Annotated in this window: 26 protein-coding genes and 1 pseudogene; 12 read left to right on the top strand and 15 right to left on the bottom strand. The window is 50.8% G+C overall.

Going from position 1 to position 26,264, the window contains the following annotated elements; translation table 11 throughout:
• Positions 1-70: 70 nt before the first annotated feature.
• The 4 genes from E0D98_RS10035 to manX all read right to left on the bottom strand — a co-directional run bounded on the left by E0D98_RS10035 (position 71) and on the right by manX (position 3,282).
• A complete protein-coding gene (locus E0D98_RS10035) occupies positions 71-529 on the bottom strand; it encodes a DUF986 family protein (RefSeq protein WP_000156255.1) in 459 nt (152 codons plus the stop codon).
• A gap of 54 nt (positions 530-583) precedes the next feature.
• Positions 584-1,435, bottom strand: coding sequence for a PTS mannose transporter subunit IID (gene manZ / locus E0D98_RS10030; protein WP_000228655.1), 852 nt, complete (start codon positions 1,433-1,435; stop codon positions 584-586).
• A gap of 12 nt (positions 1,436-1,447) precedes the next feature.
• The gene (manY, locus tag E0D98_RS10025) at positions 1,448-2,248 is read right to left on the bottom strand and encodes a PTS mannose transporter subunit IIC (RefSeq protein ID WP_000406926.1); all 801 of its coding nucleotides are present in this window, start codon (positions 2,246-2,248) and stop codon (positions 1,448-1,450) included.
• A 62-nt stretch (positions 2,249-2,310) separates the two neighbouring features.
• Positions 2,311-3,282, bottom strand: a complete 972-nt coding sequence (gene manX, locus E0D98_RS10020) for a PTS mannose transporter subunit IIAB (RefSeq protein ID WP_000150543.1) — start codon at positions 3,280-3,282, stop codon at positions 2,311-2,313.
• 316 nt (positions 3,283-3,598) lie between these two features.
• On the opposite strand from manX, the gene yoaL reads away from it, so the two are divergent.
• Together yoaL and yoaE are read left to right on the top strand one after the other, a co-directional pair.
• Positions 3,599-3,757 (top strand): protein YoaL, encoded by a 159-nt coding sequence (yoaL, locus tag E0D98_RS28430; RefSeq protein WP_269212562.1) that lies wholly within the window; start codon positions 3,599-3,601, stop codon positions 3,755-3,757.
• Positions 3,745-5,301, top strand: a complete 1,557-nt coding sequence (yoaE, locus tag E0D98_RS10015; RefSeq protein WP_050877017.1) for a CNNM family cation transport protein YoaE — start codon at positions 3,745-3,747, stop codon at positions 5,299-5,301. The genes yoaL and yoaE overlap by 13 nt, the downstream gene beginning before the upstream one ends.
• Positions 5,302-5,304: 3 nt before the next feature.
• Here yoaE and E0D98_RS10010 read toward each other — a convergent pair whose 3' ends face one another.
• The 4 genes from E0D98_RS10010 to pabB form a co-directional block, all read right to left on the bottom strand.
• Positions 5,305-6,903, bottom strand: a complete 1,599-nt coding sequence (locus E0D98_RS10010; protein ID WP_001295494.1) for a cyclic diguanylate phosphodiesterase — start codon at positions 6,901-6,903, stop codon at positions 5,305-5,307.
• A 130-nt stretch (positions 6,904-7,033) separates the two neighbouring features.
• A complete protein-coding gene (sdaA, locus tag E0D98_RS10005; protein ID WP_000624298.1) occupies positions 7,034-8,398 on the bottom strand; it encodes an L-serine ammonia-lyase in 1,365 nt (454 codons plus the stop codon).
• A gap of 183 nt (positions 8,399-8,581) precedes the next feature.
• Positions 8,582-9,160, bottom strand: coding sequence for a CoA pyrophosphatase (locus E0D98_RS10000; protein ID WP_000456740.1), 579 nt, complete (start codon positions 9,158-9,160; stop codon positions 8,582-8,584).
• A gap of 3 nt (positions 9,161-9,163) precedes the next feature.
• A complete protein-coding gene (pabB, locus tag E0D98_RS09995; protein ID WP_000854972.1) occupies positions 9,164-10,525 on the bottom strand; it encodes an aminodeoxychorismate synthase component 1 in 1,362 nt (453 codons plus the stop codon).
• Positions 10,526-10,598: 73 nt separating this feature from the next.
• Between pabB and E0D98_RS09990 the strand changes: the two genes are divergently transcribed.
• Positions 10,599-10,778 carry a YoaH family protein gene (locus tag E0D98_RS09990; RefSeq protein WP_000457334.1) on the top strand — a complete coding sequence of 60 codons (180 nt, stop codon included), beginning with the start codon at positions 10,599-10,601 and terminating at the stop codon, positions 10,776-10,778.
• A 119-nt stretch (positions 10,779-10,897) separates the two neighbouring features.
• Here E0D98_RS09990 and E0D98_RS09985 read toward each other — a convergent pair whose 3' ends face one another.
• A complete protein-coding gene (locus E0D98_RS09985) occupies positions 10,898-11,197 on the bottom strand; it encodes a DUF1889 family protein (protein WP_001111993.1) in 300 nt (99 codons plus the stop codon).
• Between the two features lie 422 nt (positions 11,198-11,619).
• A complete protein-coding gene (locus tag E0D98_RS09980; protein ID WP_001295493.1) occupies positions 11,620-11,964 on the bottom strand; it encodes a RidA family protein in 345 nt (114 codons plus the stop codon).
• Between the two features lie 131 nt (positions 11,965-12,095).
• Here E0D98_RS09980 and E0D98_RS09975 point away from each other — a divergent pair, with 131 nt between their 5' ends.
• The 5 genes from E0D98_RS09975 (at position 12,096) to rnd (ending at position 18,467) form a co-directional block, all read left to right on the top strand.
• Positions 12,096-14,006, top strand: a complete 1,911-nt coding sequence (locus E0D98_RS09975; RefSeq protein WP_000128847.1) for an ATP-dependent DNA helicase — start codon at positions 12,096-12,098, stop codon at positions 14,004-14,006.
• A gap of 57 nt (positions 14,007-14,063) precedes the next feature.
• On the top strand, positions 14,064-14,759 hold the full coding sequence (tsaB, locus tag E0D98_RS09970; protein WP_047086480.1) for a tRNA (adenosine(37)-N6)-threonylcarbamoyltransferase complex dimerization subunit type 1 TsaB: 696 nt from the start codon (positions 14,064-14,066) through the stop codon (positions 14,757-14,759).
• Positions 14,760-14,798: 39 nt separating this feature from the next.
• A complete protein-coding gene (gene yeaY, locus E0D98_RS09965; RefSeq protein WP_000290564.1) occupies positions 14,799-15,380 on the top strand; it encodes a Slp family lipoprotein YeaY in 582 nt (193 codons plus the stop codon).
• 204 nt (positions 15,381-15,584) lie between these two features.
• Positions 15,585-17,270: a long-chain-fatty-acid--CoA ligase FadD gene (gene fadD, locus E0D98_RS09960; protein ID WP_000758422.1), complete on the top strand. Its 1,686-nt coding sequence runs from the start codon at positions 15,585-15,587 to the stop codon at positions 17,268-17,270.
• Positions 17,271-17,351: 81 nt separating this feature from the next.
• Positions 17,352-18,467, top strand: a complete 1,116-nt coding sequence (gene rnd / locus E0D98_RS09955; protein ID WP_001303529.1) for a ribonuclease D — start codon at positions 17,352-17,354, stop codon at positions 18,465-18,467.
• Positions 18,468-18,520: 53 nt separating this feature from the next.
• Here rnd and yeaX read toward each other — a convergent pair whose 3' ends face one another.
• The 4 genes from yeaX to dmlA all read right to left on the bottom strand — a co-directional run bounded on the left by yeaX (position 18,521) and on the right by dmlA (position 23,644).
• A complete protein-coding gene (gene yeaX, locus E0D98_RS09950) occupies positions 18,521-19,486 on the bottom strand; it encodes a carnitine monooxygenase reductase subunit YeaX (protein WP_001287005.1) in 966 nt (321 codons plus the stop codon).
• A gap of 55 nt (positions 19,487-19,541) precedes the next feature.
• Positions 19,542-20,666 (bottom strand): carnitine monooxygenase, oxygenase subunit YeaW, encoded by a 1,125-nt coding sequence (gene yeaW / locus E0D98_RS09945; RefSeq protein WP_000067822.1) that lies wholly within the window; start codon positions 20,664-20,666, stop codon positions 19,542-19,544.
• A 31-nt stretch (positions 20,667-20,697) separates the two neighbouring features.
• Positions 20,698-22,308, bottom strand: a complete 1,611-nt coding sequence (gene yeaV / locus E0D98_RS09940) for a BCCT family transporter YeaV (protein ID WP_047086467.1) — start codon at positions 22,306-22,308, stop codon at positions 20,698-20,700.
• A 250-nt stretch (positions 22,309-22,558) separates the two neighbouring features.
• Entirely contained in the window at positions 22,559-23,644 is a 1,086-nt protein-coding gene (gene dmlA, locus E0D98_RS09935; RefSeq protein WP_000978494.1) for a multifunctional D-malate/3-isopropylmalate/tartarate dehydrogenase, read from the bottom strand.
• Positions 23,645-23,746: 102 nt separating this feature from the next.
• Between dmlA and dmlR the strand changes: the two genes are divergently transcribed.
• The 4 genes from dmlR (at position 23,747) to E0D98_RS27855 (ending at position 26,158) form a co-directional block, all read left to right on the top strand.
• Entirely contained in the window at positions 23,747-24,670 is a 924-nt protein-coding gene (dmlR, locus tag E0D98_RS09930) for a DNA-binding transcriptional regulator DmlR (RefSeq protein WP_050877029.1), read from the top strand.
• Between the two features lie 126 nt (positions 24,671-24,796).
• Positions 24,797-25,435: a leucine efflux protein LeuE gene (gene leuE, locus E0D98_RS09925; protein WP_000457202.1), complete on the top strand. Its 639-nt coding sequence runs from the start codon at positions 24,797-24,799 to the stop codon at positions 25,433-25,435.
• Between the two features lie 172 nt (positions 25,436-25,607).
• Positions 25,608-25,967 (top strand): DUF1971 domain-containing protein YeaR, encoded by a 360-nt coding sequence (yeaR, locus tag E0D98_RS27860; RefSeq protein ID WP_000939317.1) that lies wholly within the window; start codon positions 25,608-25,610, stop codon positions 25,965-25,967.
• A complete protein-coding gene (locus E0D98_RS27855; RefSeq protein ID WP_001015433.1) occupies positions 25,964-26,158 on the top strand; it encodes a DUF1869 domain-containing protein in 195 nt (64 codons plus the stop codon). Before yeaR ends, E0D98_RS27855 begins: the two co-directional genes overlap by 4 nt.
• Positions 26,159-26,179: 21 nt before the next feature.
• Here E0D98_RS27855 and E0D98_RS27850 read toward each other — a convergent pair.
• A pseudogene (locus tag E0D98_RS27850) lies at positions 26,180-26,264 on the bottom strand (transposase); the annotation flags it as partial.

Raw genomic sequence — 26,264 nt, 5'->3', positions numbered from 1 at the left:
AGATAATATAGCCTAAGCTATGTCTGATTATTAAAAATACACTAAACATAGCTTTGGCTAAATTCATAAGTTATTGAGTTGATACGAGAAGCTTATAAATTTTTTCCAGATCGTCGATATTTCGAACGCGGATTAACAGCCGACGCTGTTCTAATTGCATCACCAACACGCCATCTTCCGACAAGTTCATCGCTTTGATTCGGCTATATTCAATCCAGACATTGGCGAAGAAAAAACCTTTTTGTTTAAAGATGATCTTCGGAACGCGGATCCAGAATATATAAAAACCCATCAGAGCCAGTGCACTTAATAACCATGTTGTTATTAGCGCGCCATGATTCGTGACGTTGTTATAGATAAGAATGACAATCAATCCGACGAAGATAACGCTATCGATGCGACCACGCCGGAGCAAAGGAATTGCCAGCAGGGTGGGGCCGTTACGGCGGGGCATGATGAACTGATCGTAGATCGCGAAGGCCAGGAGTGCGGCGATGAAAAGAATCAGTACCAGGTCCGTGATTGTCATTAATCCTCCAGATAAAAAAACGGGGCCAAAAGGCCCCGGTAGTGTACAACAGTCTTACAGTCCCAGCAGGCCGCAAGCGTAACCAGCGATACCGATGACGAAGAAGCCAACGATGATCCACAGCGGGTTAACTTTTTTGCGCAGTAGCCACATACAAGCAAAGGTCAGCAGCAGTGGTACCAGGCCTGGCATTAACTGGTCCAGAATAGTCTGGACAGTAGTAACGTGTTCTTTGCCCGTCTGGTCAGTAATGCGAGAGACAACCAGCGGGATGTTGACATGTGTCCACTTGTTAACCAATGCCCCCATGACAAACAGGCCGAGGATAGACGCCCCTTCCGTCAGTTTTTGCAGGAAGCCACCACCCATATCTTTAACGATATCGATACCTTTGGAGTAACCATACGCTACGCCGTAGTAACGGGTTGCCAGACGCACCAGGTTAAACAGGATGAAGAACAGCAGCGGACCTAACAGGCTGCCGCTCATCGCGATACCGGCACCCAGTGCTGCAAATACCGGACGTACGGTTCCCCAGAAGATCGGGTCGCCTACACCAGCCAGCGGCCCCATCAAACCGACTTTGATACCGTTGATAGCACCGTCGTCGATCTCTGCGCCATTAGCACGCTGTTCTTCCAGCGCCAGGGTTACGCCGAGAATCGGCGCAGCCACGAACGGCTGGGTGTTAAAGAACTCCAGGTGACGGCGAATAGCTTGTTTACGAGCTTCGTTGTTCTCAGGGTAGAGGCGACGAATTGCCGGTACCATAGAGAAGCAGAAACCCAGTGCCTGCATACGTTCGAAGTTCCATGAACCCTGGAAGAGGTTAGAACGCAGGAAGACGCCACGAATATCACTTTGAGTGAGTTTTTTCTCGGTGGTAGTTTGAGTTGTATCAACCATTTCGCTCACCTGTTAGTCCAGTTCGTTATCGAGATCGTTGTTACCAGCTGCCTGAGCAGGCGCACCGGCTACGCGGTTGTATTTCGGGCTAAGTTGGATGTAGAGCACTGCCATAACAGTACCAATCACACCCAGAGCAACCAGGTTAAAGTTGGTGAATGCTGCGGTTACGAAGCCGAGGTAGAAGAACGGCATCAGGTAGCCAGCACGCATCATGTTGATAACCATCGCATAACCAACCACCACGATCATGCCACCGGCGATATTCAGACCATTGGTCACCACTTCCGGAATCGCATTCAGCATGTTCTGTACTTCGCTGGTACCAACAGACAGCGCAACGATGACGGCCGGAATAGCCACACGCATTGCTTGCAGGAACAGAGAAGAAACGTGGATCCAGGAAATCGCTGTCAGGTTGCCGTTATCAGCAGCCTTATCCGCAGCGTGCTGGAAAGCAACGGTAATAGTACGAACGATGATGGTCAGTACCTGGCCCGCAGCGGCCAGAGGGATTGCCAGTGCGATACCTGCACCAATGCTCTGATGACCTGCGATAACCAGAATGGTAGAAATGATAGAAGCCAGAGCGGCGTCAGGCGCAACTGCAGCACCGATGTTCATCCAGCCCAGCGCGATCATTTCCAGCGTACCACCGATAATAATACCGGTTTTCATATCCCCAAGAACGATACCCACCAGGGTACACGCGATTAGCGGACGGTGAAACTGAAATTCATCGAGGATTGATCCCATACCTGCGATACAGGCTACGATAAATACCAGCACAATTTGAAGAGTGGTAATCTCCATTGTACTTCTCCTGTTTACGTAAGACTTAAGTGTGAAAACTGAGTGATAATCAACACAATACGTTACTTATCGATTTTGCTGATCAGATCCATCATTTTCAGTTTCGGATCGGTGGAAACCTTACGGACTTCCAGCTCAATACCGCGCGCATTCAGTTTCTTGAACGCCTCGATATCTTTTTCATCAACCGAAACCGCGTTATTCACCTGGGTTTTACCCTGACGGAATGCCATACCACCGACGTTAACAGAGGTGATTTTCACGCCGCCTTCAACGAGACGCTCTACATCTGTTGGGTTGGTAAATAACAGCATTACGCGTTCGCCAGCATATTTCGGGTTGTTGTAGACGCGAATCATTTTGGCAACATCAACTACGTGTGCTGTTACGCCCGGAGGTGCAACCTGGGTGAGCAGTGTCTTACGAACGGTATCCGCAGCCACTTCATCACTAACAACAATAATACGGGAGACATTGGTTTCTTTGGTCCAGCGGGTGGCGACCTGACCGTGAATCAGACGGTCGTCGATACGCGCAAGGCCAATAACCATGTAGTCGTTTGGCCCCATTGGTTTTGCCGGAGTTGGAGCCGCTTTTGGTGCTGCGGCAGCGGGTGCTGGCGCGGCTTTTTCAACCGGTTTGGCTTTCAGAGCTTTCACGCCTTCACGGCCTGTTTCTACTGCCAGTGCCACCAGTTCATCAAAGCTTGGGTCATCATCACGGGCCATTAACGTTTCCACGAGCATTGGAATGTTAACGCCTGCAATGACTTCATAATGCTCTTTGTCGACGACAATGCGGCTGGCAGCATTGAACGGGCTGCCTCCCCATGTATCAACGAGAAACAGCACGCCTTTAGTGGTGTCGAGTTTTGCCAACTGAGCGTTGTACTTTTCAATCAGCGTTTCGGCATTTTCACCTGGAACGAAATCGATCCAGCCGACGTTTTCCTGCTCGCCTAACAGCATTTCTGCCGTTTTAAGCAACTGCTCTGCAGCCCAACCATGTGTGCCTATAACAATAGCAATGGTCACTTGCTACCTCCTTTATTATCGTTAACACCTCAACGTGCCAGATGTATTTTTGAATCGTCGTCCACAATCGAATCGATTCAGATAAGGGCTACAACCAAAAACCCCTGCGTTTCGCGATTTATTTTAGATATCGAAAAAATTATTTTATGTGATGAAGATCCGTAATTTAACTTTCGATTAGCAGAAATTTCGAAAGGTAAAATATCCTTGTCACATTCGTTTGCAAAGGAAGGTAAATCTTTGCCAAATCAGAGGCGTCTCTGATATGTTTAACTCCCGTTTAACAACCATGGAGTATAGGGCAGTAGCCCGCAGTATGGATCGTCACCGACGTCATTTCAGCATCAGGCCTTTTAACGCCTGCCTTTCTGGCTCTCTATGCCGCACCTTTCGTTTGCATTTTGTCGTTACGCCTGCATTATTTCTGGCGTCGAATAGCTATTCCTTAAGCAGGAGCTTGTCATGGAATTCTTAATGGACCCCTCAATTTGGGCGGGGCTACTCACGCTTGTTGTTCTCGAAATTGTGCTGGGTATCGATAACCTGGTCTTCATCGCCATTCTTGCTGACAAACTGCCGCCAAAACAACGCGATAAAGCGCGTTTGCTGGGGTTATCACTGGCGCTGATTATGCGTCTGGGGCTGCTGTCGCTGATTTCATGGATGGTCACGCTGACCAAACCGCTATTTACCGTCATGGATTTCTCCTTCTCCGGACGCGACCTGATTATGTTGTTCGGGGGGATATTCTTGCTGTTCAAAGCAACAACCGAACTGCATGAACGGCTGGAAAACCGCGATCATGATTCCGGCCACGGTAAAGGCTACGCCAGTTTCTGGGTGGTCGTCACACAGATTGTCATCCTTGACGCCGTCTTCTCGTTGGATGCGGTAATTACTGCAGTAGGGATGGTTAACCATCTGCCGGTGATGATGGCGGCGGTAGTGATTGCGATGGCGGTTATGTTGCTGGCATCCAAACCGCTGACGCGATTCGTTAACCAGCACCCCACGGTGGTGGTGCTCTGTCTGAGCTTCCTGTTAATGATTGGTCTGAGTCTGGTGGCAGAAGGTTTCGGTTTCCACATTCCGAAAGGTTACCTGTATGCCGCGATTGGCTTCTCGATCATCATCGAAGTGTTTAACCAGATTGCGCGTCGCAACTTTATTCGTCACCAGTCGACTTTGCCGCTGCGAGCGCGTACTGCCGATGCCATCCTGCGTTTGATGGGCGGGAAACGTCAGGCCAATGTTCAGCACCATGCCGATAACCCGATGCCGATGCCGATCCCGGAAGGTGCATTTGCCGAAGAAGAACGTTACATGATTAACGGCGTACTGACGCTGGCGTCGCGTTCTCTGCGCGGGATCATGACGCCGCGCGGTGAAATAAGCTGGGTTGACGCTAATCTCGGGGTCGATGAAATCCGCGAGCAGCTGCTCTCCTCACCGCACAGCCTGTTCCCGGTATGTCGCGGTGAACTGGATGAAATCATCGGAATCGTACGTGCTAAAGAACTGCTGGTGGCGCTGGAAGAGGGCGTTGATGTGGCGGCGATTGCTTCGGCGTCTCCGGCGATTATCGTCCCGGAAACCCTCGATCCGATCAACCTGCTGGGCGTGCTGCGTCGCGCTCGCGGGAGCTTTGTTATCGTGACCAACGAGTTTGGTGTGGTACAAGGCTTGGTCACGCCGCTGGATGTGCTGGAAGCCATTGCGGGTGAATTCCCGGACGCTGACGAAACGCCGGAAATCATTACCGATGGTGACGGCTGGCTGGTAAAAGGCGGTACAGATTTGCATGCCTTGCAGCAGGCGCTTGATGTTGAGCACCTTGCCGATGACGATGATATCGCGACGGTCGCGGGCCTGGTGATCTCGGCAAATGGTCACATTCCCCGTGTGGGCGATGTGATTGATGTAGGGCCACTGCATATCACCATCATTGAAGCCAATGATTATCGTGTTGATCTGGTTCGCATTGTTAAAGAGCAACCGGCGCACGATGAAGATGAGTAAGCGTTAACGTAACGGCATAATGGGCGTGATATGTCCATTATGCCGGGCGGGCGGCGGTTGGCTGCCCGCCAGCCATTTGGGAAAATCACGTAGCGGCATCGGCTGTGCGTACAAATACCCTTGCAAAATATGCACGCCATGACGGCGCAAATACTTCGCCTGTTCTTGCGTTTCCACGCCCTCCGCCACCAGTTCAATATTCAGTCTTTGCCCCAGCGCGATGATGATATCGGTCACCGTCGAGTTAACCGCGTCAGAACCTATAGCTGCGGTAAATGACTTATCAATTTTCAGCACGTCAGGACGTAATGTTTCAAGCCAGGAAAATGAACTGTTGCCGGTGCCGAAGTCATCAATCGCCAGTTTGACGTTTTTACGATGTAGCTCGCGGGCAATCCGATAATCAACATCCAGTAAGGCATCGCGTTCGGTGATTTCGAGGATCAGTTGCTGAATCGGGTGAGCGCTAAACCAGTACTGATTGAGATCTTTTATCAGCACACCACGGCGAAAATGGCTGGGTGCGACGTTAATGCCAACATGAAACTGACTACTCATCGGGAAAACATGGCGCTGACGAATGGTTTCTGCCATCACATAGCGGGTCAGTGGCACAATTAAATGATGTTCTTCCGCGATAGGAATAAACACATCCGGTGAAATCCAGCCCTGACGCGGATTGTTCCAGCGCAGCAAAATCTCTACACCAATACATTGCTGGCTGCGCGCATTAAGCAAAGGCTGACAGAACAATTCGAACTCATGTTGCGCCAGGCCCAGATTGATTTCGCGGGAAAAGCTCATCCGGTAAGCGGTCGCCAGCCAGGCGATGTAGCCCACCAGTAAACTTAGCAGCACCGCCAGCGGTAATTGTGTTGGAAGATAGTGCCATGCCAGCGCCGTAGCCCCCGGACCATTAACGTTAATGGTAAAAGGAAAGCGTTGCGAAGAAACCTGATAGTTTTCATTGTCTTCAGGTTGCGGAAGGGAATCTACCAGCCCATTACCATAGAGCAAATGCCGTTTGTCCACCGTCAGGCTGGCGCTACTGATTTGCGGCAGTTGTGGCTCAAGGAGCATTGCCGTCAGTAAGTCGATGTTAATCATCTCCATGACCCCAGCATTGCTACTGCCCGCTGCAGGCGTCCATTGAATCAAAACCGGACTGCCTTTAATCAGGGCACGGTCGATCGTCAGGCGTAAAAGTGGTTGCGGTGCAGGAAGTTCAGCCAGAATGTCCACGACGGGCACATTGCGATAACCAAAAATGCTGGAGCAATAAAGTGTGCCGTCTTGCACCAGGCCAATGGATCGCACAGTTTGGAGTTTTGCCGCCTGTTTACGTAATGGCAAATGGGCGACAGAGCAGGGCAGACCAATCAGCGGAAGCAAGACTTCGCTACCTGCCTGTAGGGGAAGCAGTACTTTATCTAATTCCTCTACAGCGTGATTGGCGAATTGTACTACCCGTTGTTGATTTAAGTTACGCTGTGAAATAAATCGCACGCTCAGGGTCGAAGCGAGCGTAACGAGTGCGCAAATCGTACAAACAATCATTCGATTACGGCGATAGGTTTTAATGATCCGTTGTGCTTTTTGCATGCGGGCCACCCTGTAAGCGTATGGCGACAAACGCCTGACGCAACAGTGGAAGTGTAGTGGGGAATATTACAGCAGACGAGAAAGCGGGTATAAATTCGCCCATCCGTTGCAGATGGGCGAGTAAGAAGTATTAGTCACACTGGACTTTGATTGCCAGACCACCGCGTGAGGTTTCGCGGTATTTGGCGTTCATGTCCTTACCGGTTTCGTACATCGTTTCGATGACCTTATCCAGCGAGACGCGCGGTGCACTGGTGCGGCGCAGAGCCATCCGTGCGGCGTTAATCGCCTTCACAGAGGCAATGGCATTACGCTCAATGCACGGCACCTGAACCTGCCCTGCAACCGGGTCGCAGGTTAAACCAAGGTTGTGTTCCATGCCAATTTCCGCCGCCACGCAAACCTGTTCCGGGCTACCGCCCAGCAGTTCTGCAAGACCCGCAGCAGCCATTGAACAGGCAACACCCACTTCGCCCTGGCAACCAACTTCCGCACCGGAAATAGAGGCGTTCATTTTATACAATGCACCAATCGCGCCCGCTGCCATAAAGTAACGGGTATAGATGTCCGGGCTGACCGATTCAATAAAGTGGTCATAGTAAGCCAGCACTGCCGGAACGATACCGCAGGCACCGTTGGTTGGCGCAGTTACCACACGACCACCGGCGGCGTTTTCTTCGTTAACTGCCAGCGCAAACATGTTTACCCAGTCAATGACATTCATCGGATCGTTAGACAGTTTATCGCTGGAAACTAACATCCGGCGCAGGGCAGACGCACGACGTGGCACGCGCAGCGGGCCTGGCAGTACACCTTCGGTGTTCATCCCGCGATCGATACATGCCTGCATGGTTTGCCAGACATGCGCGAAATACTCGTCGATCTCTTTCTTGCTGTGCAGCGCCAGTTCGTTCTGCATAGCGAGACCAGACAGCGAATAGCCGGTTTCATTACAGTACGCGAGCAGTTCGGTGGCAGATTTGAACGGATACGGCACGCTCACTTCGTTGGCAGCATCCTGACCAAAGTGTTCTTCATCGACGATAAAACCGCCGCCGATGGAATAATAAGTTTTGCTGTAGACGACTTCATCGCCGTTATAGGCGTGGATTTGCATACCGTTTTCATGCAGCGGCAGGTTGCCGTTATGAAAACGCATCCCGTTGTCGCGCGGGAAATCCACTTCATGCCGTCCCTGTGCCAGCAGCAGACGTTCGCGCTCTTCTACGTCGCGAATAAAACCGGGAATACTGTCGATATCCACGGTGGCAGGTTCGTTACCTGCAAGACCCATAATAATGGCGATATCGGTGTGGTGGCCTTTACCCGTCAGCGACAGTGAACCATAAACGTCCACGGCAACGCGAGTAACGCTATCCAGTAAGCCTTTTTCGACCAGATCATCGACGAACTGTTTACCCGCCTTCATAGGCCCTACGGTATGGGAAGATGAGGGACCAATCCCCACCTTAAACATGTCGAATAGACTAATCACGATAATACTCCTGACAAGGTGACTGGACTTCCAGTAACGAACTAATAACAGCGCATAGTGTAAGAGGGAACGCGGCGACTGGCTTAACTATTCACATGAATTAAACTAATCAAAAACCGCGATTTAACTAATATTGCGATGATTGTCTCAAGTAGTGTTTTGTAGATGTAAAGATAAGTATAGTCAGGGTTTCACACCAATTTGCAGCGCCAGCTCACGAATTATGCCTGCGGTCATTCCCCATACAAAATACTGTTCGTACCAGGACAGCCATACCCGATGTGAATCGCCACGGCGGTAGATATCTAAAGGGTGATAACGACCCAGATGTAATGCCTGGGCGAGCGGCATTTCAAACACCGCCGAGACTTCATCTTCACTGGCGCGATACGGCAGATCGGGCGGGATAATGCCGACCACTGGGGTTACCTGATAGCCAGTTACGCTATCGACGGGCGGCAGCACGCCGATAACTTCAACGGCGGAAGGCGGTATAGCGACCTCTTCTTCAGCTTCGCGCAGCGCGGCGGCGATAACTGATGCGTCCGTGTCATCGACTGCACCTCCAGGGAATGCCACTTGTCCAGCGTGTTTACGCAGATGAATTGAACGCTGAGTCAGCAACAACCCCGGTTGCGGTCGACGGACGATGGGGATTAACACGGCAGCCTGACGATGATTTAGGGTTTCCCGGTTAATTTGCGGGCGCAAAAGTTGAAAGCGAGATAAAAAATAATCAAGCGTCAGGCTACGGTATTCCACGTCTTACTTCTCCAGTTGGCGTAATATCTTATTAACTTTATCAAAAGTTTCCTGATATTCCGCTTCTTCCTGGCTATCGGCGACAATTCCACCGCCCGCAGAGCAGTATATTTGTCCGTTAATGGCAGTCAGCGTGCGGATAGTAATGCTGGTATCCATGTTGCCGCAAAAGCTCAAATAGCCAATGCTGCCGCACCAGGCATTACGTCGCTGCGGTTCCAGTTCGTCGATAATTTCCATAGCCCGTACTTTCGGAGCCCCGGTTATTGAGCCACCAGGAAAAGCTGCGCGCAGCAGATCGCTGGCGTGTAACTGTTCTGGTAGTCGCGCCGTTATAGTGCTGACCAGATGATGCACGGCAGGGAAGGGTTCCACCACGAACAGCTCTGGTACTTTTACCGAACCGGCTACGGCAACACGACCGATATCATTACGCATTAAATCGACAATCATCAGATTTTCGGCACGATCTTTCGCTGAGTTCGCCAGTTTTTCTGCTTGTTTGCTATCTTCCTGAGGATCGGGCAGGCGTGGTAGCGTGCCTTTAATCGGGCGGGTCTGGATTTCACTATTATCACAAAGAATAAACCGCTCTGGCGAAAGGCTTAAAATTGCACCCTGTTCAAGACGTAAAAAAGCGCTAAATGGCGCGCGGTTGGCCTGATTAAGCTGAAGGAATGCCTGCCATTCATCGCCAGAATAGGTCGCATGAAAACGCTGGGCGAGATTCACCTGATAGCAATCACCGCTGTGCAGATATTCCTGTACCTGGCGAAATTTTTCGCCGTACTGCTCGCGGGTCATATTGGATTGCCAGTCGGAAGTGAGCGTGAAATCTTCCTGCGGCGAGAATTGCTGGCTTTCCAGCCAGGCCCGACGGGCATTGACATCATTATGACTCAGCAAAGAAACTGTATGACGCTGGTGGTCGACAATGAGCGCCCAATCGTAGATACCCACTGCCATATCCGGCAGAACGATATCTTGTTCCGCAATTTCTGGCAGTGACTCAAAACGGCGGCCCAGATCGTAGCCAAACAACCCCAGTGCGCCGCCCTGAAATGGCAAATCTTCGTTATGCGTTGGGCGAATGTCTGCGCGATCCAGCACCTGCTGGAGCACCTGTAGCGGGTCATCAGTGGTCGTTGTGCGTTTTTCGCTTTCACTAACAACGGTTTCTTTACCGAAAGTGGTTAAAGTGCAAATCGGATCGGCGACCACAATATCAAAGCGGCTATACGGATGATCGGCATAGCCGGAGTGTAAAAGCATCGCCCACGGCAGGTGGCTTAAGCGGGAGAAATAAAATTCAGCGGCGTCCTGACGCCAGGGTAAAGTAATCACAGCGGGAGATAACGTCTTCATCAGTCCTGACTCTACTGGCTATGTGCCGGGTAGCATGAAATAATTAGCGCCAACAATTTAGCAGGAGTTAACAATGTTTGCAGGTTTACCTTCACTCACCCATGAACAGCAGCAAAAAGCTGTCGAGCGGATCCAGGAACTGATGGCACAAGGGATGAGCAGCGGCCAGGCAATCGCGCTGGTGGCAGAAGAGCTGCGTGCCAACCACTCCGGCGAGCGAATCGTGGCGCGTTTTGAGGATGAAGACGAGTAACACACTAATCCGTATCGATTTCGTTATAGAATCCGATGATTATTTGATTGTGAGAAAAAGGACGCTTTTTATATGTGATTAAAAGCGTCCTGACCCATTTATGCTGATATAAATTAAGCTCAGACCAGTGCTTTTAGTTCTTCCTGCATATATGTTGAAAAGTATTCAGGATTTTTAATTACAGTGCGTTCACCAGACTCCATTTTTTTTGCCCATCCAACCATTTTTTCCGTGAACCCAGGGTTCCAGCCTTCCTGGTCAGCTCGCGCCGTAATATCAGCGGCACTCGCGGGTACTCCCAGTTCTTTTAAATATTTAAAGATTCCCTTCGCTGTGCTTTCATTCATCGAACTTGGTGTTGGCGCTGATACATCCATGGCACCAATGAAATCCAGGGCTTTATCTATTACAGCAGGCATATTCTTATCCTTAAAATTAACCATGTTATCGATAAGACTATATATGACCTTAATTTGCATCTAATATCAAAGGGATTATAACGATATGGCACGAGTTAACCTGTTGACATTCAGGTGTTTTAAAGGTAGCAGCTCATGGTGTGTTATCCAGTAAGATGGAGAAATTTAACGGTCAGTCCTCACGCTATAACCAGATTATTCAGCTAAGAAAGAAAACCAGAGTTGCTAGTCAGAGGGCGAACACAACGGCATGGTTATGGTTATTTATATAGTTAGTTTTATAGATAAAATTGAAATTATAAAAATAAATAATGAATTAGCAGGAGCATCAACAGGTAATATCTTAATCTCTGGTCGATTTATGTAAAACCGACCAGTATTATCGATAAATTATCGTCTGACTTATTTTGCTTCGATAAAGCTTACACCGCAGCCACAATCTTAATTTCAACTTTATACTTCGGGTTCATCAAACCCGCTTGTACCGTGCAGCGCACCGGCGCATGACCCGCGACAACCCAGGCATCCCACGCTTTATTCATCGCCGCGAAGTCGTTTTTATCGGCCAGGAAAATGGTGGCATCCAGAATGCTCGATTTATTGCTGCCCTGTTTTTCCAGCACGGCATCAATCTGCGCCAGCGTGTTGGCGGTTTGCTCAAAGGCATCGGCGTCGAGGTTTTCCGGTACACCAGTGTAGTAGAGCGTGTTGTTGTGGATTACCACATCAGACCAGCGGGCTTCAGCATCGATACGAACGATAGTCATCATTTTGTCCTCATTATCCTTCCATTTTCGTGCTGCAAAGACTGCCACAATGTGAGGTCGCCGTCACCACTTCAACTGGCGAAAGCGCCCTCATCCTGACATAATCCCTGTTCAAATCAACAGGGGGTAGTGTGACGGACGATTTTGCACCAGACGGTCAGCTGGCGAAAGCGATACCAGGCTTTAAGCCGCGAGAACCACAGCGACAGATGGCGGTAGCCGTCACCCAGGCGATAGAAAAAGGCCAGCCGCTGGTGGTGGAAGCAGGAACCGGTACGGGCAAAACCTACGCTTACCTGGCTCCTGCGCTGCGGGCGAAAAAGAAAGTCATTATCTCGACCGGCTCAAAAGCGTTGCAGGATCAGCTCTACAGCCGCGATTTGCCAACAGTCTCAAAGGCATTGAAATATACGGGCAACGTGGCGCTGCTGAAAGGGCGCTCAAACTACCTCTGCCTCGAACGTCTCGAACAGCAGGCGCTGGCGGGGGGCGATCTGCCGGTACAAATCTTAAGCGATGTGATCCTGCTGCGCTCCTGGTCTAATCAAACAGTCGATGGTGATATCAGCACCTGCGTCAGCGTGGCGGAAGATTCACAGGCGTGGCCGCTGGTCACCAGCACCAACGACAACTGTCTTGGCAGCGACTGCCCGATGTATAAAGATTGCTTTGTGGTCAAAGCACGTAAAAAAGCGATGGACGCCGATGTGGTGGTGGTAAACCATCATCTCTTTCTGGCGGATATGGTGGTTAAAGAGAGTGGATTTGGCGAACTGATCCCGGAAGCGGACGTCATGATCTTCGACGAAGCCCACCAGCTACCGGACATTGCCAGCCAGTATTTTGGTCAGTCACTCTCCAGTCGACAACTGCTCGACCTGGCAAAAGACATCACCATCGCTTACCGCACCGAATTAAAAGACACCCAGCAGTTACAAAAGTGCGCTGATCGTCTTGCCCAGAGTGCGCAGGATTTTCGTCTGCAACTCGGTGAGCCAGGTTATCGCGGTAACCTGCGTGAGCTGTTAGCTAATCCGCAAATTCAGCGGGCATTTTTACTGCTCGATGACACCCTGGAACTTTGTTATGACGTGGCGAAACTGTCACTGGGGCGTTCCGCCTTGCTGGATGCGGCATTTGAGCGCGCTACGTTGTATCGCACACGGCTGAAGCGGCTAAAAGAGATCAATCAGCCGGGCTACAGCTACTGGTACGAATGCACTTCGCGCCATTTTACTCTGGCTCTCACGCCGCTCAGCGTGGCGGATAAATTCAAAGAGTTAATGGCGCAAAAGCCTGGTAGCTGGATCTTCACCTCAGCAACGCTGTCGGTGAACGACGATCTGCATCATTTCACCTCGCGGCTTGGGATAGAACAGGCGGAGTCGTTGCTATTGCCAAGCCCGTTTGATTACAGCCGCCAGGCGTTACTCTGTGTGCCGCGCAATCTGCCGCAAACCAACCAGCCAGGTTCTGCTCGCCAGTTAGCGGCAATGCTGCGACCGATCATCGAAGCTAACAACGGTCGTTGTTTTATGCTTTGTACCTCGCACGCCATGATGCGTGATCTGGCCGAGCAGTTCCGCGCTACCATGACGCTTCCCGTTTTGTTGCAGGGGGAAACCAGCAAAGGGCAACTGTTGCAGCAATTTGTCAGCGCCGGTAACGCGCTTCTTGTGGCAACCAGTAGTTTCTGGGAAGGGGTGGACGTGCGTGGCGATACATTGTCATTGGTGATTATCGACAAGTTGCCGTTTACCTCACCGGATGACCCGCTGTTAAAAGCGCGCATGGAAGATTGCCGTTTGCGCGGTGGCGACCCGTTCGATGAAGTACAACTGCCGGATGCGGTGATTACTCTCAAGCAGGGGGTAGGGCGACTGATTCGCGACGCCGACGATCGCGGGGTTTTGGTGATTTGTGACAATCGGCTGGTGATGCGCCCTTACGGCGCGACGTTTCTCGCCAGTCTGCCGCCCGCGCCGCGCACCCGTGACATTGCCCGTGCGGTTCGTTTCCTTGCGATACCATCCTCCAGGTAATTTGTTACGGAGTATGGTATGATGCGCGCCTTTTTATTGAAAAAAGCACGAAGACCCATGCGAATTCTGGCTATCGATACCGCGACAGAGGCCTGCTCTGTCGCCCTGTGGAACGACGGTACTGTCAACGCTCATTTTGAGCTTTGCCATCGTGAACATACTCAACGAATCTTACCGATGGTGCAGGATATCCTGACCACCAGCGGAACTTCCCTGACTGACATAAACGCTCTGGCTTACGGGCGCGGCCCCGGTAGCTTTACCGGCGTGCGCATTGGTATTGGCATCGCGCAAGGGCTGGCGCTTGGCGCGGAATTACCGATGATTGGCGTCTCCACGCTAATGACGATAGCGCAAGGGGCGTGGCGCAAAAACGGCGCAACCCGCGTGCTGTCAGCCATTGACGCGCGAATGGGCGAAGTTTACTGGGCCGAATATCAGCGTGATGAAAACGGTATCTGGCACGGTGAAGAAACCGAAGCCGTACTCAAACCCGAAATCGTCCATGAACGAATGCAACAGCTTTCCGGCGAATGGGTGACGGTAGGGACGGGCTGGCAAGCCTGGCCGGATCTCGGTAAAGAGAGCGGGCTGGTTTTGCGCGATGGCGAAGTGTTACTGCCTGCTGCTGAAGATATGCTGCCGATTGCGTGTCAGATGTTTGCCGAGGGTAAAACGGTGGCGGTGGAACATGCCGAACCGGTTTATTTACGTAACAACGTCGCATGGAAGAAACTTCCGGGCAAAGAATGAATCTTAAGAGTATGCCCTGAGAAAAAAAGGAGTCGCACCATGGCGGTTCAAAAGAATGTTATCAAAGGCATACTGGCAGGTACGTTTGCGCTAATGCTGAGCGGTTGTGTCACTGTGCCGGACGCCATTAAAGGCAGCAGTCCCACGCCGCAACAAGATTTAGTTCGGGTGATGAGTGCGCCGCAGCTGTACGTTGGTCAGGAGGCACGCTTTGGTGGCAAAGTGGTTGCGGTACAAAACCAGCAAGGGAAAACCCGCCTGGAAATTGCTACCGTACCGCTGGACAGCGGAGCCAGACCGACGCTGGGAGAACCTTCTCGCGGTCGCATTTATGCCGATATGAACGGTTTTCTGGACCCGGTGGATTTCCGTGGACAACTGGTTACGGTAGTCGGGCCAATCACTGGTGCGGTTGACGGAAAAATCGGCAACACGCCCTATAAATTTATGGTGATGCAAGTAACGGGTTACAAACGTTGGCATTTAACCCAGCAGGTGATTATGCCGCCTCAGCCGATTGATCCATGGTTTTATGGCGGTCGTGGCTGGCCCTATGGCTATGGCGGATGGGGCTGGTATAATCCCGGCCCCGCGAGAGTACAAACAGTTGTAACTGAATAATTGCTTGTTTTTAAAGAAAAAGAAACAGCGGCTGGTCCGCTGTTTCTGCATTCTTACGGTAAAGATAAAAATAAATAGTGACGCGCTTCGCAACCTTTTCGTTGGGTAATTATCAAGCTGGTATGATGAGTTAATATTATGTTAACGGCATGTATATCATTTGGGGTTGCGATGACGACGAACACGCATTTTAGAGGTGAAGAATTGAAGAAGGTTTGGCTTAACCGTTATCCCGCGGACGTTCCGACGGAGATCAACCCTGACCGTTATCAATCTCTGGTAGATATGTTTGAGCAGTCGGTCGCGCGCTACGCCGATCAGCCTGCGTTTGTGAATATGGGGGAGGTAATGACCTTCCGCAAGCTGGAAGAACGCAGTCGCGCGTTTGCCGCTTATTTGCAACAAGGGTTGGGGCTGAAGAAAGGCGATCGCGTTGCGTTGATGATGCCTAATTTATTGCAATATCCGGTGGCGCTGTTTGGCATTTTGCGTGCCGGGATGATCGTCGTAAACGTTAACCCGTTGTATACCCCGCGTGAGCTTGAGCATCAGCTTAACGATAGCGGCGCATCGGCGATTGTTATCGTGTCTAACTTTGCTCACACACTGGAAAAAGTGGTTGATAAAACCGCCGTTCAGCACGTAATTCTGACCCGTATGGGCGATCAGCTATCTACGGCAAAAGGCACGGTAGTCAATTTCGTTGTTAAATACATCAAGCGTTTGGTGCCGAAATACCATCTGCCAGATGCCATTTCATTTCGTAGCGCACTGCATAACGGCTACCGGATGCAGTACGTCAAACCCGAACTGGTGCCGGAAGATTTAGCCTTCCTGCAATACACCGGCGGCACCACAGGTGTGGCGAAAGGCGCGATGCTGACTCACCGCAATATGCTGGCGAACCTGGAACAGGTCAACGCCACCTATGGGCCGTTGCTGCATCCAGGTAAAGAACTGGTAGTAACGGCACTGCCGCTGTATCACATTTTTGCCCTGACCATTAACTGCCTGCTGTTTATCGAACTGGGTGGGCAGAACCTGCTTATCACTAACCCGCGCGATATTCCAGGGTTGGTAAAAGAGTTAGCGAAATATCCGTTTACCGCTATCACGGGCGTGAACACCTTGTTCAATGCGTTGCTGAACAATAAAGAGTTCCAGCAGCTGGATTTCTCCAGTCTGCATCTTTCCGCAGGCGGAGGGATGCCAGTGCAGCAAGTGGTGGCAGAGCGTTGGGTGAAACTGACAGGACAGTATCTGCTGGAAGGCTATGGCCTTACCGAGTGTGCGCCGCTGGTCAGCGTTAACCCATATGATATTGATTATCATAGTGGTAGCATCGGTTTGCCGGTGCCGTCGACGGAAGCCAAACTGGTGGATGATGATGATAATGAAGTACCACCGGGTCAACCGGGTGAGCTTTGTGTCAAAGGACCGCAGGTGATGCTGGGTTACTGGCAGCGTCCGGATGCTACAGATGAGATCATCAAAAATGGCTGGTTACACACCGGCGACATCGCGGTGATGGATGAAGAAGGGTTCCTGCGCATTGTCGATCGTAAAAAAGACATGATTCTGGTTTCCGGTTTTAACGTCTATCCCAACGAGATTGAAGATGTCGTCATGCAGCATCCTGGCGTACAGGAAGTCGCGGCTGTTGGCGTACCTTCCGGCTCCAGTGGTGAAGCGGTGAAAATCTTCGTAGTGAAAAAAGATCCATCGCTTACCGAAGAGTCACTGGTGACCTTTTGCCGCCGTCAGCTCACGGGCTACAAAGTACCGAAGCTGGTGGAGTTTCGTGATGAGTTACCGAAATCTAACGTCGGAAAAATTTTGCGACGAGAATTACGTGACGAAGCGCGCGGCAAAGTGGACAATAAAGCCTGAGTGTTAAGTCAGTCGTCAGACGCCGGTTAATCCGGCGTTTTTTTTGGCGCCCACTAAAGAGAAAACAATTTGAATTACCAAATGATTACCACGGACGATGCGCTGGCTTCTTTGTGTGAAGCCGTCCGTGCCTTTCCGGCGATAGCCCTGGATACTGAATTTGTTCGTACGCGCACTTATTACCCGCAGCTGGGGTTGATTCAACTTTTCGATGGCGAGCATCTGGCGCTAATTGATCCTCTCGGGATCACCGACTGGTCACCGCTGAAAGCGATCCTGCGCGATCCGTCCATCACAAAATTTCTCCATGCAGGCAGTGAAGATCTGGAAGTGTTCCTCAATGTCTTTGGCGAATTACCACAACCCTTGATTGACACGCAAATCCTTGCTGCCTTCTGCGGACGCCCGATGTCATGGGGTTTCGCTTCCATGGTGGAAGAGTATTCCGGCGTTACGCTGGACAAGAGTGAATCGCGCACCGACTGGCTGGCCAGACCGCTGACCGAACGTCAGTGTGAATACGCAGCGGCGGATGTCTGGTATCTGTTACCGATCACCGCCAAGCTTATGGTAGAAACGGAGGCCTCCGGCTGGCTACCTGCGGCGCTGGATGAATGCCGCCTGATGCAAATGCGTCGTCAGGAAGTCGTTGCGCCGGAAGATGCCTGGCGTGATATCACCAATGCCTGGCAATTACGCACACGCCAACTGGCCTGTCTGCAACTGTTAGCCGACTGGCGACTGCGCAAGGCGCGAGAGCGCGATCTGGCGGTGAACTTTGTCGTGCGTGAAGAGCATTTGTGGTCGGTAGCGCGTTATATGCCGGGAAGTTTAGGCGAACTGGACAGCCTGGGTTTATCCGGTAGCGAAATCCGCTTTCACGGTAAAACGCTGCTGGCGCTGGTGGAAAAAGCGCAGACATTGCCGGAAGAGGCCTTACCGCAGCCGATGCTTAACCTGATGGACATGCCGGGTTATCGTAAAGCGTTTAAAGCGATTAAGTCGCTGATTACTGACGTGAGCGAAACGCATAAGATCAGCGCCGAATTGCTGGCATCGCGTCGGCAAATCAACCAACTGCTGAACTGGCACTGGAAACTGAAACCGCAGAACAATTTGCCGGAGCTGATTTCCGGCTGGCGTGGTGAGCTGATGGCGGAAGCATTACACAATTTATTGCAGGAATATCCGCAGTAAAATCTTCCGAAGCCGGACTGGGCGCGCTCAGCGCCACATCCGGCTTTGGCAAACTACAAATCCAACACCAGGCGTTTACCCTTCGCACGCGAACAACAGATCAACATACTTTGCTGGCTGGCACGCTCTTCATCGCTAAAATACTGATCCCGATGGTCAGCTTCACCTTCCAGTATTGCTGTTTCGCAGGTTCCGCATACCCCTTCACGACATAAACATTCCACTTTCGCGGCTTTATTATTTTCAATAACCTGCAAAATAGTCATCTCTTCCGGCACCACAAACTCTTTTCCGGAACGGGCAAGCACCAGGGTAAAGGCATCGCCGGTTTTGTCTTCGATAGCAAATTGCTCAAAGTGCAGCGTATCGGCGACGATGTCCAGACGCGCAGCTTCACTTCTTACCGCTTCATTTAGCGCCTCGGGACCACAGGTATAAACGTGTGTGCCAGGTTCGATATCCGCCAATAATCGCGCTAATTCCAGTCGTGTTCCGGTTGATGAGTGATGCAAGTGAACTTTCTCAGCCTGCGGATGCTGGACTAGCTCATCACGAAATGCGCAACTTTCTGGATTTCGCGAGCAGTAATGTAGCTGCCAGTCGACGTCGCTGTGTTGCAGCTCTGCCATGTGCGACAGGAAAGGGGTGATACCAATACCGCCCGCGATAAACAGATGCTTTCTGGCTGAGGGAATTAGCGCAAACAGGTTATTAGGCGTTGAAATCGTTAACCGATCGCCCACTTTTACCTGCTGATGCAAAAAGCGGGAACCGCCGCGCGAGTTTTCCTCCAGCCGAACGGCAATCTGATAACAAGAGGTGTCATGCGGCGAACTCAGTAGTGAATACGCATTGCTGTACTGGTTATCACCATCGCTCATCTGCACAATGATGTGACTTCCTCCGGTGAACGCAGGCAGCGGTTTGCCATCGGTTGCCACCAGCGTGAAGCGTTTCACCTGTTCGGTAAGCGGTTCCACCTGACTCACCTGTACTTCAAACATTTGATAGTCTGACATTGCTGTACTCCATCAAAAATCAGCCCAGCGGCGGAAAATACCGCCGCCGATGTCATTAGTCCTTAAACACCTGCGCCAGCAGATTATGGAAATGGGCGATACCATGTTCGGAAATGCCACTACCGCTACTGTCGGCCATGATGCGCCCCTGACCACGATAGCCACGCGATTTCAGCCCTTTCTGTACGCTTTCAACCAGACGTAAATCTTCCGGACGGAACACATCGCGATACCACTCAATCAGCGATTTTTGCTCGTCGGTTAACTCTTCATTGGTGAAGTAAATATCGTAGTTTTGCAGGGTAGTTTCAGAATCCACCGGGAATTCATAAATGACCGTCATCATCCCTTTGATCGGGGTGACGTTCAGCATCGTGCACGGCCACAGCCAGAAACCGTGGAATGCCGCATCCGTACCCTCTTCAAATTTAAACGACTGTTCGGACGGTTTGGCGAAACCGTATTGCAGCGTCCAGTTACCGTGCATGGTGTGCCAGTAACGATCAACCTGTACGGAGTCGGAGAAACCTGGATGCGCCGGACCACAGTGATAGCACTCGAGATAGTTATCGACAATGTTCTTCCAGTTGGCAGGCGTGCGGGTGGTAAAGCGGGCCGCCAGTTTCAGATCGTGGACTTCCGGGCAGGCTTCCAGCACTTTCGCGCCCAGACCGGGTAACTGATCTTCTACGCTGGTGGCGTTGGGGTCCATGTTGATGAAGACGAATCCGGCATATTCTTCCAGACGCACCGGAACCAGTTGCGCTTTGTCGCTATCGAAATTGGCGACGTTTTCGCAGTTACGTGCATGGGCCAGATTGCCATCGAGTTTGAATGCCCATGCGTGATACGGGCAGGTAATCACATTTTTTGCTTTTCCTTCACCGCTCAACAACTGATGACCACGGTGCGGACACACGTTATAGAACGCGCGCAAAACCTTATCACGACCGCGTACCAGCACGATGCTTTCGCCAATGATCTCACGCGTCACATAATCATTGGCATTCGCCAGTTCGCTGCTGTGAGCGACGCAAATCCAGCTTTTGGCGAAGACGTTCTCTTTTTCGTGTTCAAACGCGTTCTGATCGGTATAAAAACGGGCAGGAATGGTCCACGCCTCTTGCGGGTTAGCGCAAAAATTTTCGGGTAGTACAAAGTCAGGGCTCAGATTGCTCATAGGGATACCTTTATCGTTAGGATGATGGCGCTCAGTTGTCGCCTTTGAATACGGTTCCCGCAGGGAGCACTGGCGTTTTTTCCAGGGCTTCAACCGGTGTCTGCGGGAGATAATGTTCAACTTGATGAGCCGGAATGTCGGCGTAATCCTGTTTCAGCCAGCGAATAAATCCGCCGACTTTCACCAGTAAAATGACGAGGAAGGGAAGGGCTGTGAGCACGACGGTGGTTTTCATCGTTTCCAGCGAAGCACCGGTAAACAAGATGGAAAGCGGGATCAGAGTGATCACCACGCACCAGAAAAGACGCAGCCCACGGTCAGGATCGTCACCTTCCTGGAGATTACGCGTACTGGTCGCAGCCATGGTGTAGGCCACCGCATCCATATGCGAGGCAAGGAAAATAATCATCACGCCCAGGTATGCGGCGAGGAACAATTTACCGGCTGGCAACGACATCAGAACTTGCTGTACAGCTGTTTCGCCGCCCAGTGTTTCCAGCACCTGTGGGACGTTGATTACGCCATTGATAAACTGATGAATGGCATAGCTTTCCATTACGCCGAAGAAGAACCAGCAACCGACGGTGCTGCCGAGGATCAGTCCCCAGATAACTTCTTTAATCTTACGACCGCGGGAAACGCGGGTGACAAACATTGCTACGCCAGGGGTGTATGAGATCCACCACAGCCAGTAGAAAACGGTCCAGTTGCGGGTAAATGAACCATCGCCAAGCGGATCGGTGAATAAGCTCATTTGCAGGAAGTTTTGCGTGGTCAGACCGATGGCATTGATGATGCTGTTGGTAATAAATTCGGTTGGGCCGACAATCAGCACCAGTAATGGCAGCAGGAACGCGCCCCAGCCAACCATTTTGCTCAGACGTTGCAAACCGTTGTTGATACCAATCCACGAGCTTAGGCAAAAAATGCCGCCGGAAAGCAGGATCACAAATGCCTGCACGGTGAAGTTATCGGGTAAACCGGTCAGCGCGGAAAGTCCACGAGTAAAGGTTGCTGCGGTGACAACAAGGGAAATAGTCAGTGCGCCGACAGTGGCGATCAGGAACATCAAATCAACCAGTTTTCCCCATGGGCCTTGCGGGCGAACGCCGGTAATCGCGGCAATAATGCCGGAAAGACTCAGACCTTTGTTTTTACGCACATGAAAGTGATAAGCCATGATTAATGAGGCCAGCGTATAAGTTGCCCAGGCGCTGATGCCCCAGTGGAAGAAGGAGTAAGGGACGCTAAATTCGAGTGCCTGTTGTGAACGCGGTGCGATATTTAATCCAGGCGTTTGATAATAATAGGCCCATTCAGCAACCCCCCAATAAAGCGTAGAAGAACCTAAACCGGCACAAATAAACATAAACAGCCAGGAGAGCGTGCTGTATTCCGGTTTTCCTTCGCCAAGACGAATATTGCCGTATTTACTGGTGGCTAAATAAATCACCAGTCCCATTGCCAGCAAAACCAATACCTGTACGGCGGAACCTAACGTACGCGTAACAAAAGTGTATATTCCGTTGGCCGCGTCGGCCGATTGTTGTGGGAAAAGGCTTAATGCAGCTGCGATGAAAAGAATGGCCACCAGGCTGATGCTTATCAGCGGCACATCTTTTTTCTTAACATTGCTCATCATGAGTCATCTCCTGGGCATAAAAGCCCGTCTCTGGCTTTTGCCAGTTGTAATTATTTGCAGGGTAATGAGTTGTATGTTGTGTTTAACAAATTGATTATTTGCATGTTACATAAATTAAACAATTAAGAATACGGAAAGCCATAAAACACGAAACGGAAACAATAAAAGGTGAAATGACGCAGGTTATTTACTGCAAAGAACGAATAAAAAAACCGCGTCAGTGACGCGGTTCAAATAAACTGGTTTGACCTTAACGCAAAATAATTTTGCAAATCGCGTCGGCAACCTGTGGCGTGGTGGCATTGCCTTTCATATCAGGTGTTTTCGGCCCGTGAGCAATCACTTCTTCAATTGCTGCCAGAATACCGTTATGCGCTTGCTGGAAACGCTCATCGCCATTGCCGAGAAAATCGAGCATCATTGCACCGGCCCAAATCGTGGCGATAGGGTTAGCAATGTTTTTCCCGTAGATATCCGGCGCGGAACCGTGGACTGGCTCGAAGAGCGACGGGAAAGTGCGTTCCGGATTCAGGTTGGCGGATGGGGCAATGCCAATGGTGCCGGTGCAGGCCGGGCCAAGATCGGAAAGGATATCGCCAAATAAATTGGACGCCACCACCACATCGAAGCGTTCCGGCTGCATCACAAAACGCGCGCAGAGAATATCAATATGCTGCTTGTCCCAGCGGATCTCTGGGTAATTCTCGGCCATTGCTTCCACTCGCTCATCCCAGTACGGCATGCTGATGGCTAAACCGTTTGATTTAGTGGCAGAAGTTAGCGTCTTACGTGGGCGGCTTTGCGCAAGTTCGAAGGCATAACGCAAAATGCGATCGACACCACGACGCGTAAATACCGATTCCTGAATGACGACTTCATGCTCTGTACCTTCATTCACTCTACCGCCGAGCGAGGAATATTCGCCTTCGGTGTTTTCCCTGACCACGTAAAAATCGATGTCGCCTGGCTGTTTTCCCGCCAGCGGGCAGGGAACGCCAGGAAAGAGACGAACCGGGCGCAGGTTGACGTACTGGTCGAATTCACGACGAAATTTCAGCAGCGAACCCCACAACGAAATATGGTCAGGAACGGTGTCCGGCCAGCCGACGGCACCAAAATAGATGGCGTCGAAACGGCTAAGTTGCTCATGCCAGTCGTCCGGCATCATTTTACCGTGATGGCTGTAATACTCGCAGCTCGCCCACTCCATTTGCTCAAAACTCAAGGCGAAGCCCCAGCGCTCAGCGGCAGCCTGTAACACGCGAATCCCTTCAGGAAGGACTTCTTTGCCAATCCCGTCTCCCGGGATCGCAGCAATACGCATCGTTTTCATCATTGGGTTCTCACTTCCTGACCATCAAAATTGACAACATCACCATCCTATAATTGACTGAAAAGGAATTAATCCCCGTAACTGGTGAAACATAAAACACGAATCATGAATAATTTACCGCTGCTGAATGATTTGCGCGTCTTTATGCTGGTGGCTCGTCGGGCTGGTTTTGCCGCCGTGGCGGAAGAACTGGGCGTTTCACCGGCGTTCGTCAGCAAGCGCATCGCCTTGCTGGAGCAAACGCTAAACGTGGTGTTGTTACACCGCACCACCCGCCGCGTCACCATTACCGAAGAAGGAGAGCGGATTTATGAATGGGCGCAGCGGATTTTGCAGGATGTCGGTCAGATGATGGACGAACTTTCTGACGTGCGTCAGGTGCCGCAGGGGATGCTGCGTATTATCAGCAGCTTTGGTTTTGGACGACAGGTGGTGGCTCCGGCGTTATCAGCGCTGGCTAAGGCGTATCCGCAACTGGAATTACGTTTTGATGTGGAAGACCGGTTGGTCGATTTGGTCAATGAAGGTGTTGATCTCGATATTCGCATTGGCGATGACATCGCCCCTAATTTAATCGCCCGCAAACTGGCGACTAATTACCGCATTCTCTGCGCGTCGCCGGAATTTATTGCGCAACATGGCGCGCCGAAACATTTAACCGATCTTTCCGCATTGCCGTGCCTGGTCATTAAAGAGCGCGATCATCCTTTTGGTGTCTGGCAATTACGCAATAAAGAAGGCCACCATGCGATTAAAGTCACCGGCCCACTGTCGTCTAATCATGGAGAAATTGTCCATCAGTGGTGTCTCGATGGGCAGGGGATTGCTCTGCGCTCCTGGTGGGATGTTAGCGAAAACATTGCCAGTGGTCATTTAGTGCAAGTGCTACCGGAATATTACCAGCCAGCGAACGTCTGGGCCGTTTATGTTTCAAGGCTGGCGACGTCAGCGAAAGTGCGGATAACGGTAGAATTTTTACGCCAGTATTTTACCGAGCACTACCCGAATTTTTCACTGGAGCATGCCTGATTAATGATTCAATTATCGGGTTGATATCGGGTTAAAACCTGATTTTCTCCTTTCTAAGCCGCTACAGATTGGTTAGCATATTCACCTTTAATCGCGCATGATCGAAAGATAATTAAAGAGGTTAATGTGTTCGCTGAATACGGGGTTCTGAATTACTGGACCTATCTGGTTGGGGCCATTTTTATTGTGTTGGTGCCAGGGCCAAATACCCTGTTTGTACTCAAAAATAGCGTCAGTAGCGGTATGAAAGGCGGTTATCTTGCGGCCTGCGGTGTATTTATTGGCGATGCAGTATTGATGTTTCTGGCATGGGCTGGAGTGGCGACATTAATTAAGACCACCCCGATATTATTCAACATTGTACGTTATCTTGGTGCGTTTTATTTGCTCTATCTGGGGAGTAAAATTCTCTACGCGACCCTGAAGGGTAAAAATAACGAGGCCAAATCCGATGAGCCCCAATACGGGGCCATTTTTAAACGCGCGTTAATTTTGAGCCTGACTAATCCGAAAGCCATTTTGTTCTATGTGTCGTTTTTCGTACAGTTTATCGATGTTAATGCCCCACATACGGGAATTTCATTCTTTATTCTGGCGACGACGCTGGAACTGGTGAGTTTCTGCTATTTGAGCTTCCTGATTATTTCTGGTGCTTTTGTCACGCAGTACATACGTACCAAAAAGAAACTGGCTAAAGTTGGCAACTCACTGATTGGTTTGATGTTCGTGGGTTTCGCCGCCCGACTGGCGACGCTGCAATCCTGATACATTCAGCCCGCGTTGTCGCGGGCTTCCCACTTGTAATCCTCCCTGATTTTTCTCTGATATGGTGCTAAAAAGTAACCAATAAATGGTATTTAAAATGCAAATTATCAGGCGTACCCTGAAACGGCTGGAATAAACCGTTTTCAGCGCATTCCCCGAAGGAGGGAATAGGATGCTGCAAATCCCACAGAATTATATTCATACGCGCTCAACGCCTTTCTGGAATAAACAAACTGCGCCTGCCGGAATATTCGAACGTCATCTTGATAAAGGAACGCGCCCGGGGGTTTACCCACGCCTTTCCGTTATGCATGGGGCGGTCAAATATCTCGGCTACGCTGATGAACACAGTGCAGAGCCTGATCAGGTGATCCTTATCGAAGCGGGGCAGTTTGCGGTGTTCCCTCCAGAAAAGTGGCACAACATTGAAGCCATGACTGACGATACTTATTTCAACATTGACTTCTTCGTGGCTCCTGAAGTCCTGATGGAAGGTGCGCAACAACGGAAAGTCATTCATAACGGGAAATGAATCATGGGCAAAGCACGTATACCGTGACCGTCACCAATAACAGCAATGGCGTTTCTGTCGATTATGAAACAGAGACGCCGATGACTTTGCTGGTGCCAGAAGTGGCGGCTGAAGTGATAAAAGATCTGGTGAATACCGTGCGTTCTTATCCGGTGCGCCGTAAAACCCCGTCCTTCAGGGCGGGGATATAAGGCGCGGTTTTCCACCTGACCAGGTGTTTGCTGTTGTTCAATGTATTGGCGGATGACGGATATTGGCGCACCTCCGCAGCTACTGGCAAAATAGCCAGGACTCCAC

It is taken from the genome of Escherichia sp. KCJ4928, from assembly GCF_004352695.1.
Taxonomy (GTDB): domain Bacteria; phylum Pseudomonadota; class Gammaproteobacteria; order Enterobacterales; family Enterobacteriaceae; genus ECMA0423.
Note: the sequence above shows the minus strand (reverse complement) of the source record. Positions and strands in the feature narration are given on the sequence as shown.

Bases quoted from the DNA above. Each gene is read 5' to 3' on its own strand.
- yoaE (WP_050877017.1), top strand. From the start codon at position 3,745: ATGGAATTCTTAATGGACCCCTCAATTTGGGCGGGGCTACTCACGCTT.
- E0D98_RS10035 (WP_000156255.1), bottom strand. From the start codon at position 529: ATGACAATCACGGACCTGGTACTGATTCTTTTCATCGCCGCACTCCTG.
- E0D98_RS09980 (WP_001295493.1), bottom strand. From the start codon at position 11,964: ATGACTATCGTTCGTATCGATGCTGAAGCCCGCTGGTCTGATGTGGTA.
- tsaB (WP_047086480.1), top strand. From the start codon at position 14,064: ATGCGAATTCTGGCTATCGATACCGCGACAGAGGCCTGCTCTGTCGCC.
- pabB (WP_000854972.1), bottom strand. From the start codon at position 10,525: ATGAAGACGTTATCTCCCGCTGTGATTACTTTACCCTGGCGTCAGGAC.
- E0D98_RS27855 (WP_001015433.1), top strand. From the start codon at position 25,964: ATGAATCATGGGCAAAGCACGTATACCGTGACCGTCACCAATAACAGC.
- manY (WP_000406926.1), bottom strand. From the start codon at position 2,248: ATGGAGATTACCACTCTTCAAATTGTGCTGGTATTTATCGTAGCCTGT.
- yoaL (WP_269212562.1), top strand. From the start codon at position 3,599: ATGGATCGTCACCGACGTCATTTCAGCATCAGGCCTTTTAACGCCTGC.
- yeaX (WP_001287005.1), bottom strand. From the start codon at position 19,486: ATGTCAGACTATCAAATGTTTGAAGTACAGGTGAGTCAGGTGGAACCG.
- yeaW (WP_000067822.1), bottom strand. From the start codon at position 20,666: ATGAGCAATCTGAGCCCTGACTTTGTACTACCCGAAAATTTTTGCGCT.
- yeaR (WP_000939317.1), top strand. From the start codon at position 25,608: ATGCTGCAAATCCCACAGAATTATATTCATACGCGCTCAACGCCTTTC.
- rnd (WP_001303529.1), top strand. From the start codon at position 17,352: ATGATTACCACGGACGATGCGCTGGCTTCTTTGTGTGAAGCCGTCCGT.
- yeaY (WP_000290564.1), top strand. From the start codon at position 14,799: ATGGCGGTTCAAAAGAATGTTATCAAAGGCATACTGGCAGGTACGTTT.
- E0D98_RS09985 (WP_001111993.1), bottom strand. From the start codon at position 11,197: ATGCCTGCTGTAATAGATAAAGCCCTGGATTTCATTGGTGCCATGGAT.
- dmlR (WP_050877029.1), top strand. From the start codon at position 23,747: ATGAATAATTTACCGCTGCTGAATGATTTGCGCGTCTTTATGCTGGTG.
- manZ (WP_000228655.1), bottom strand. From the start codon at position 1,435: ATGGTTGATACAACTCAAACTACCACCGAGAAAAAACTCACTCAAAGT.
- E0D98_RS09990 (WP_000457334.1), top strand. From the start codon at position 10,599: ATGTTTGCAGGTTTACCTTCACTCACCCATGAACAGCAGCAAAAAGCT.
- yeaV (WP_047086467.1), bottom strand. From the start codon at position 22,308: ATGATGAGCAATGTTAAGAAAAAAGATGTGCCGCTGATAAGCATCAGC.
- dmlA (WP_000978494.1), bottom strand. From the start codon at position 23,644: ATGATGAAAACGATGCGTATTGCTGCGATCCCGGGAGACGGGATTGGC.
- E0D98_RS10010 (WP_001295494.1), bottom strand. From the start codon at position 6,903: ATGCAAAAAGCACAACGGATCATTAAAACCTATCGCCGTAATCGAATG.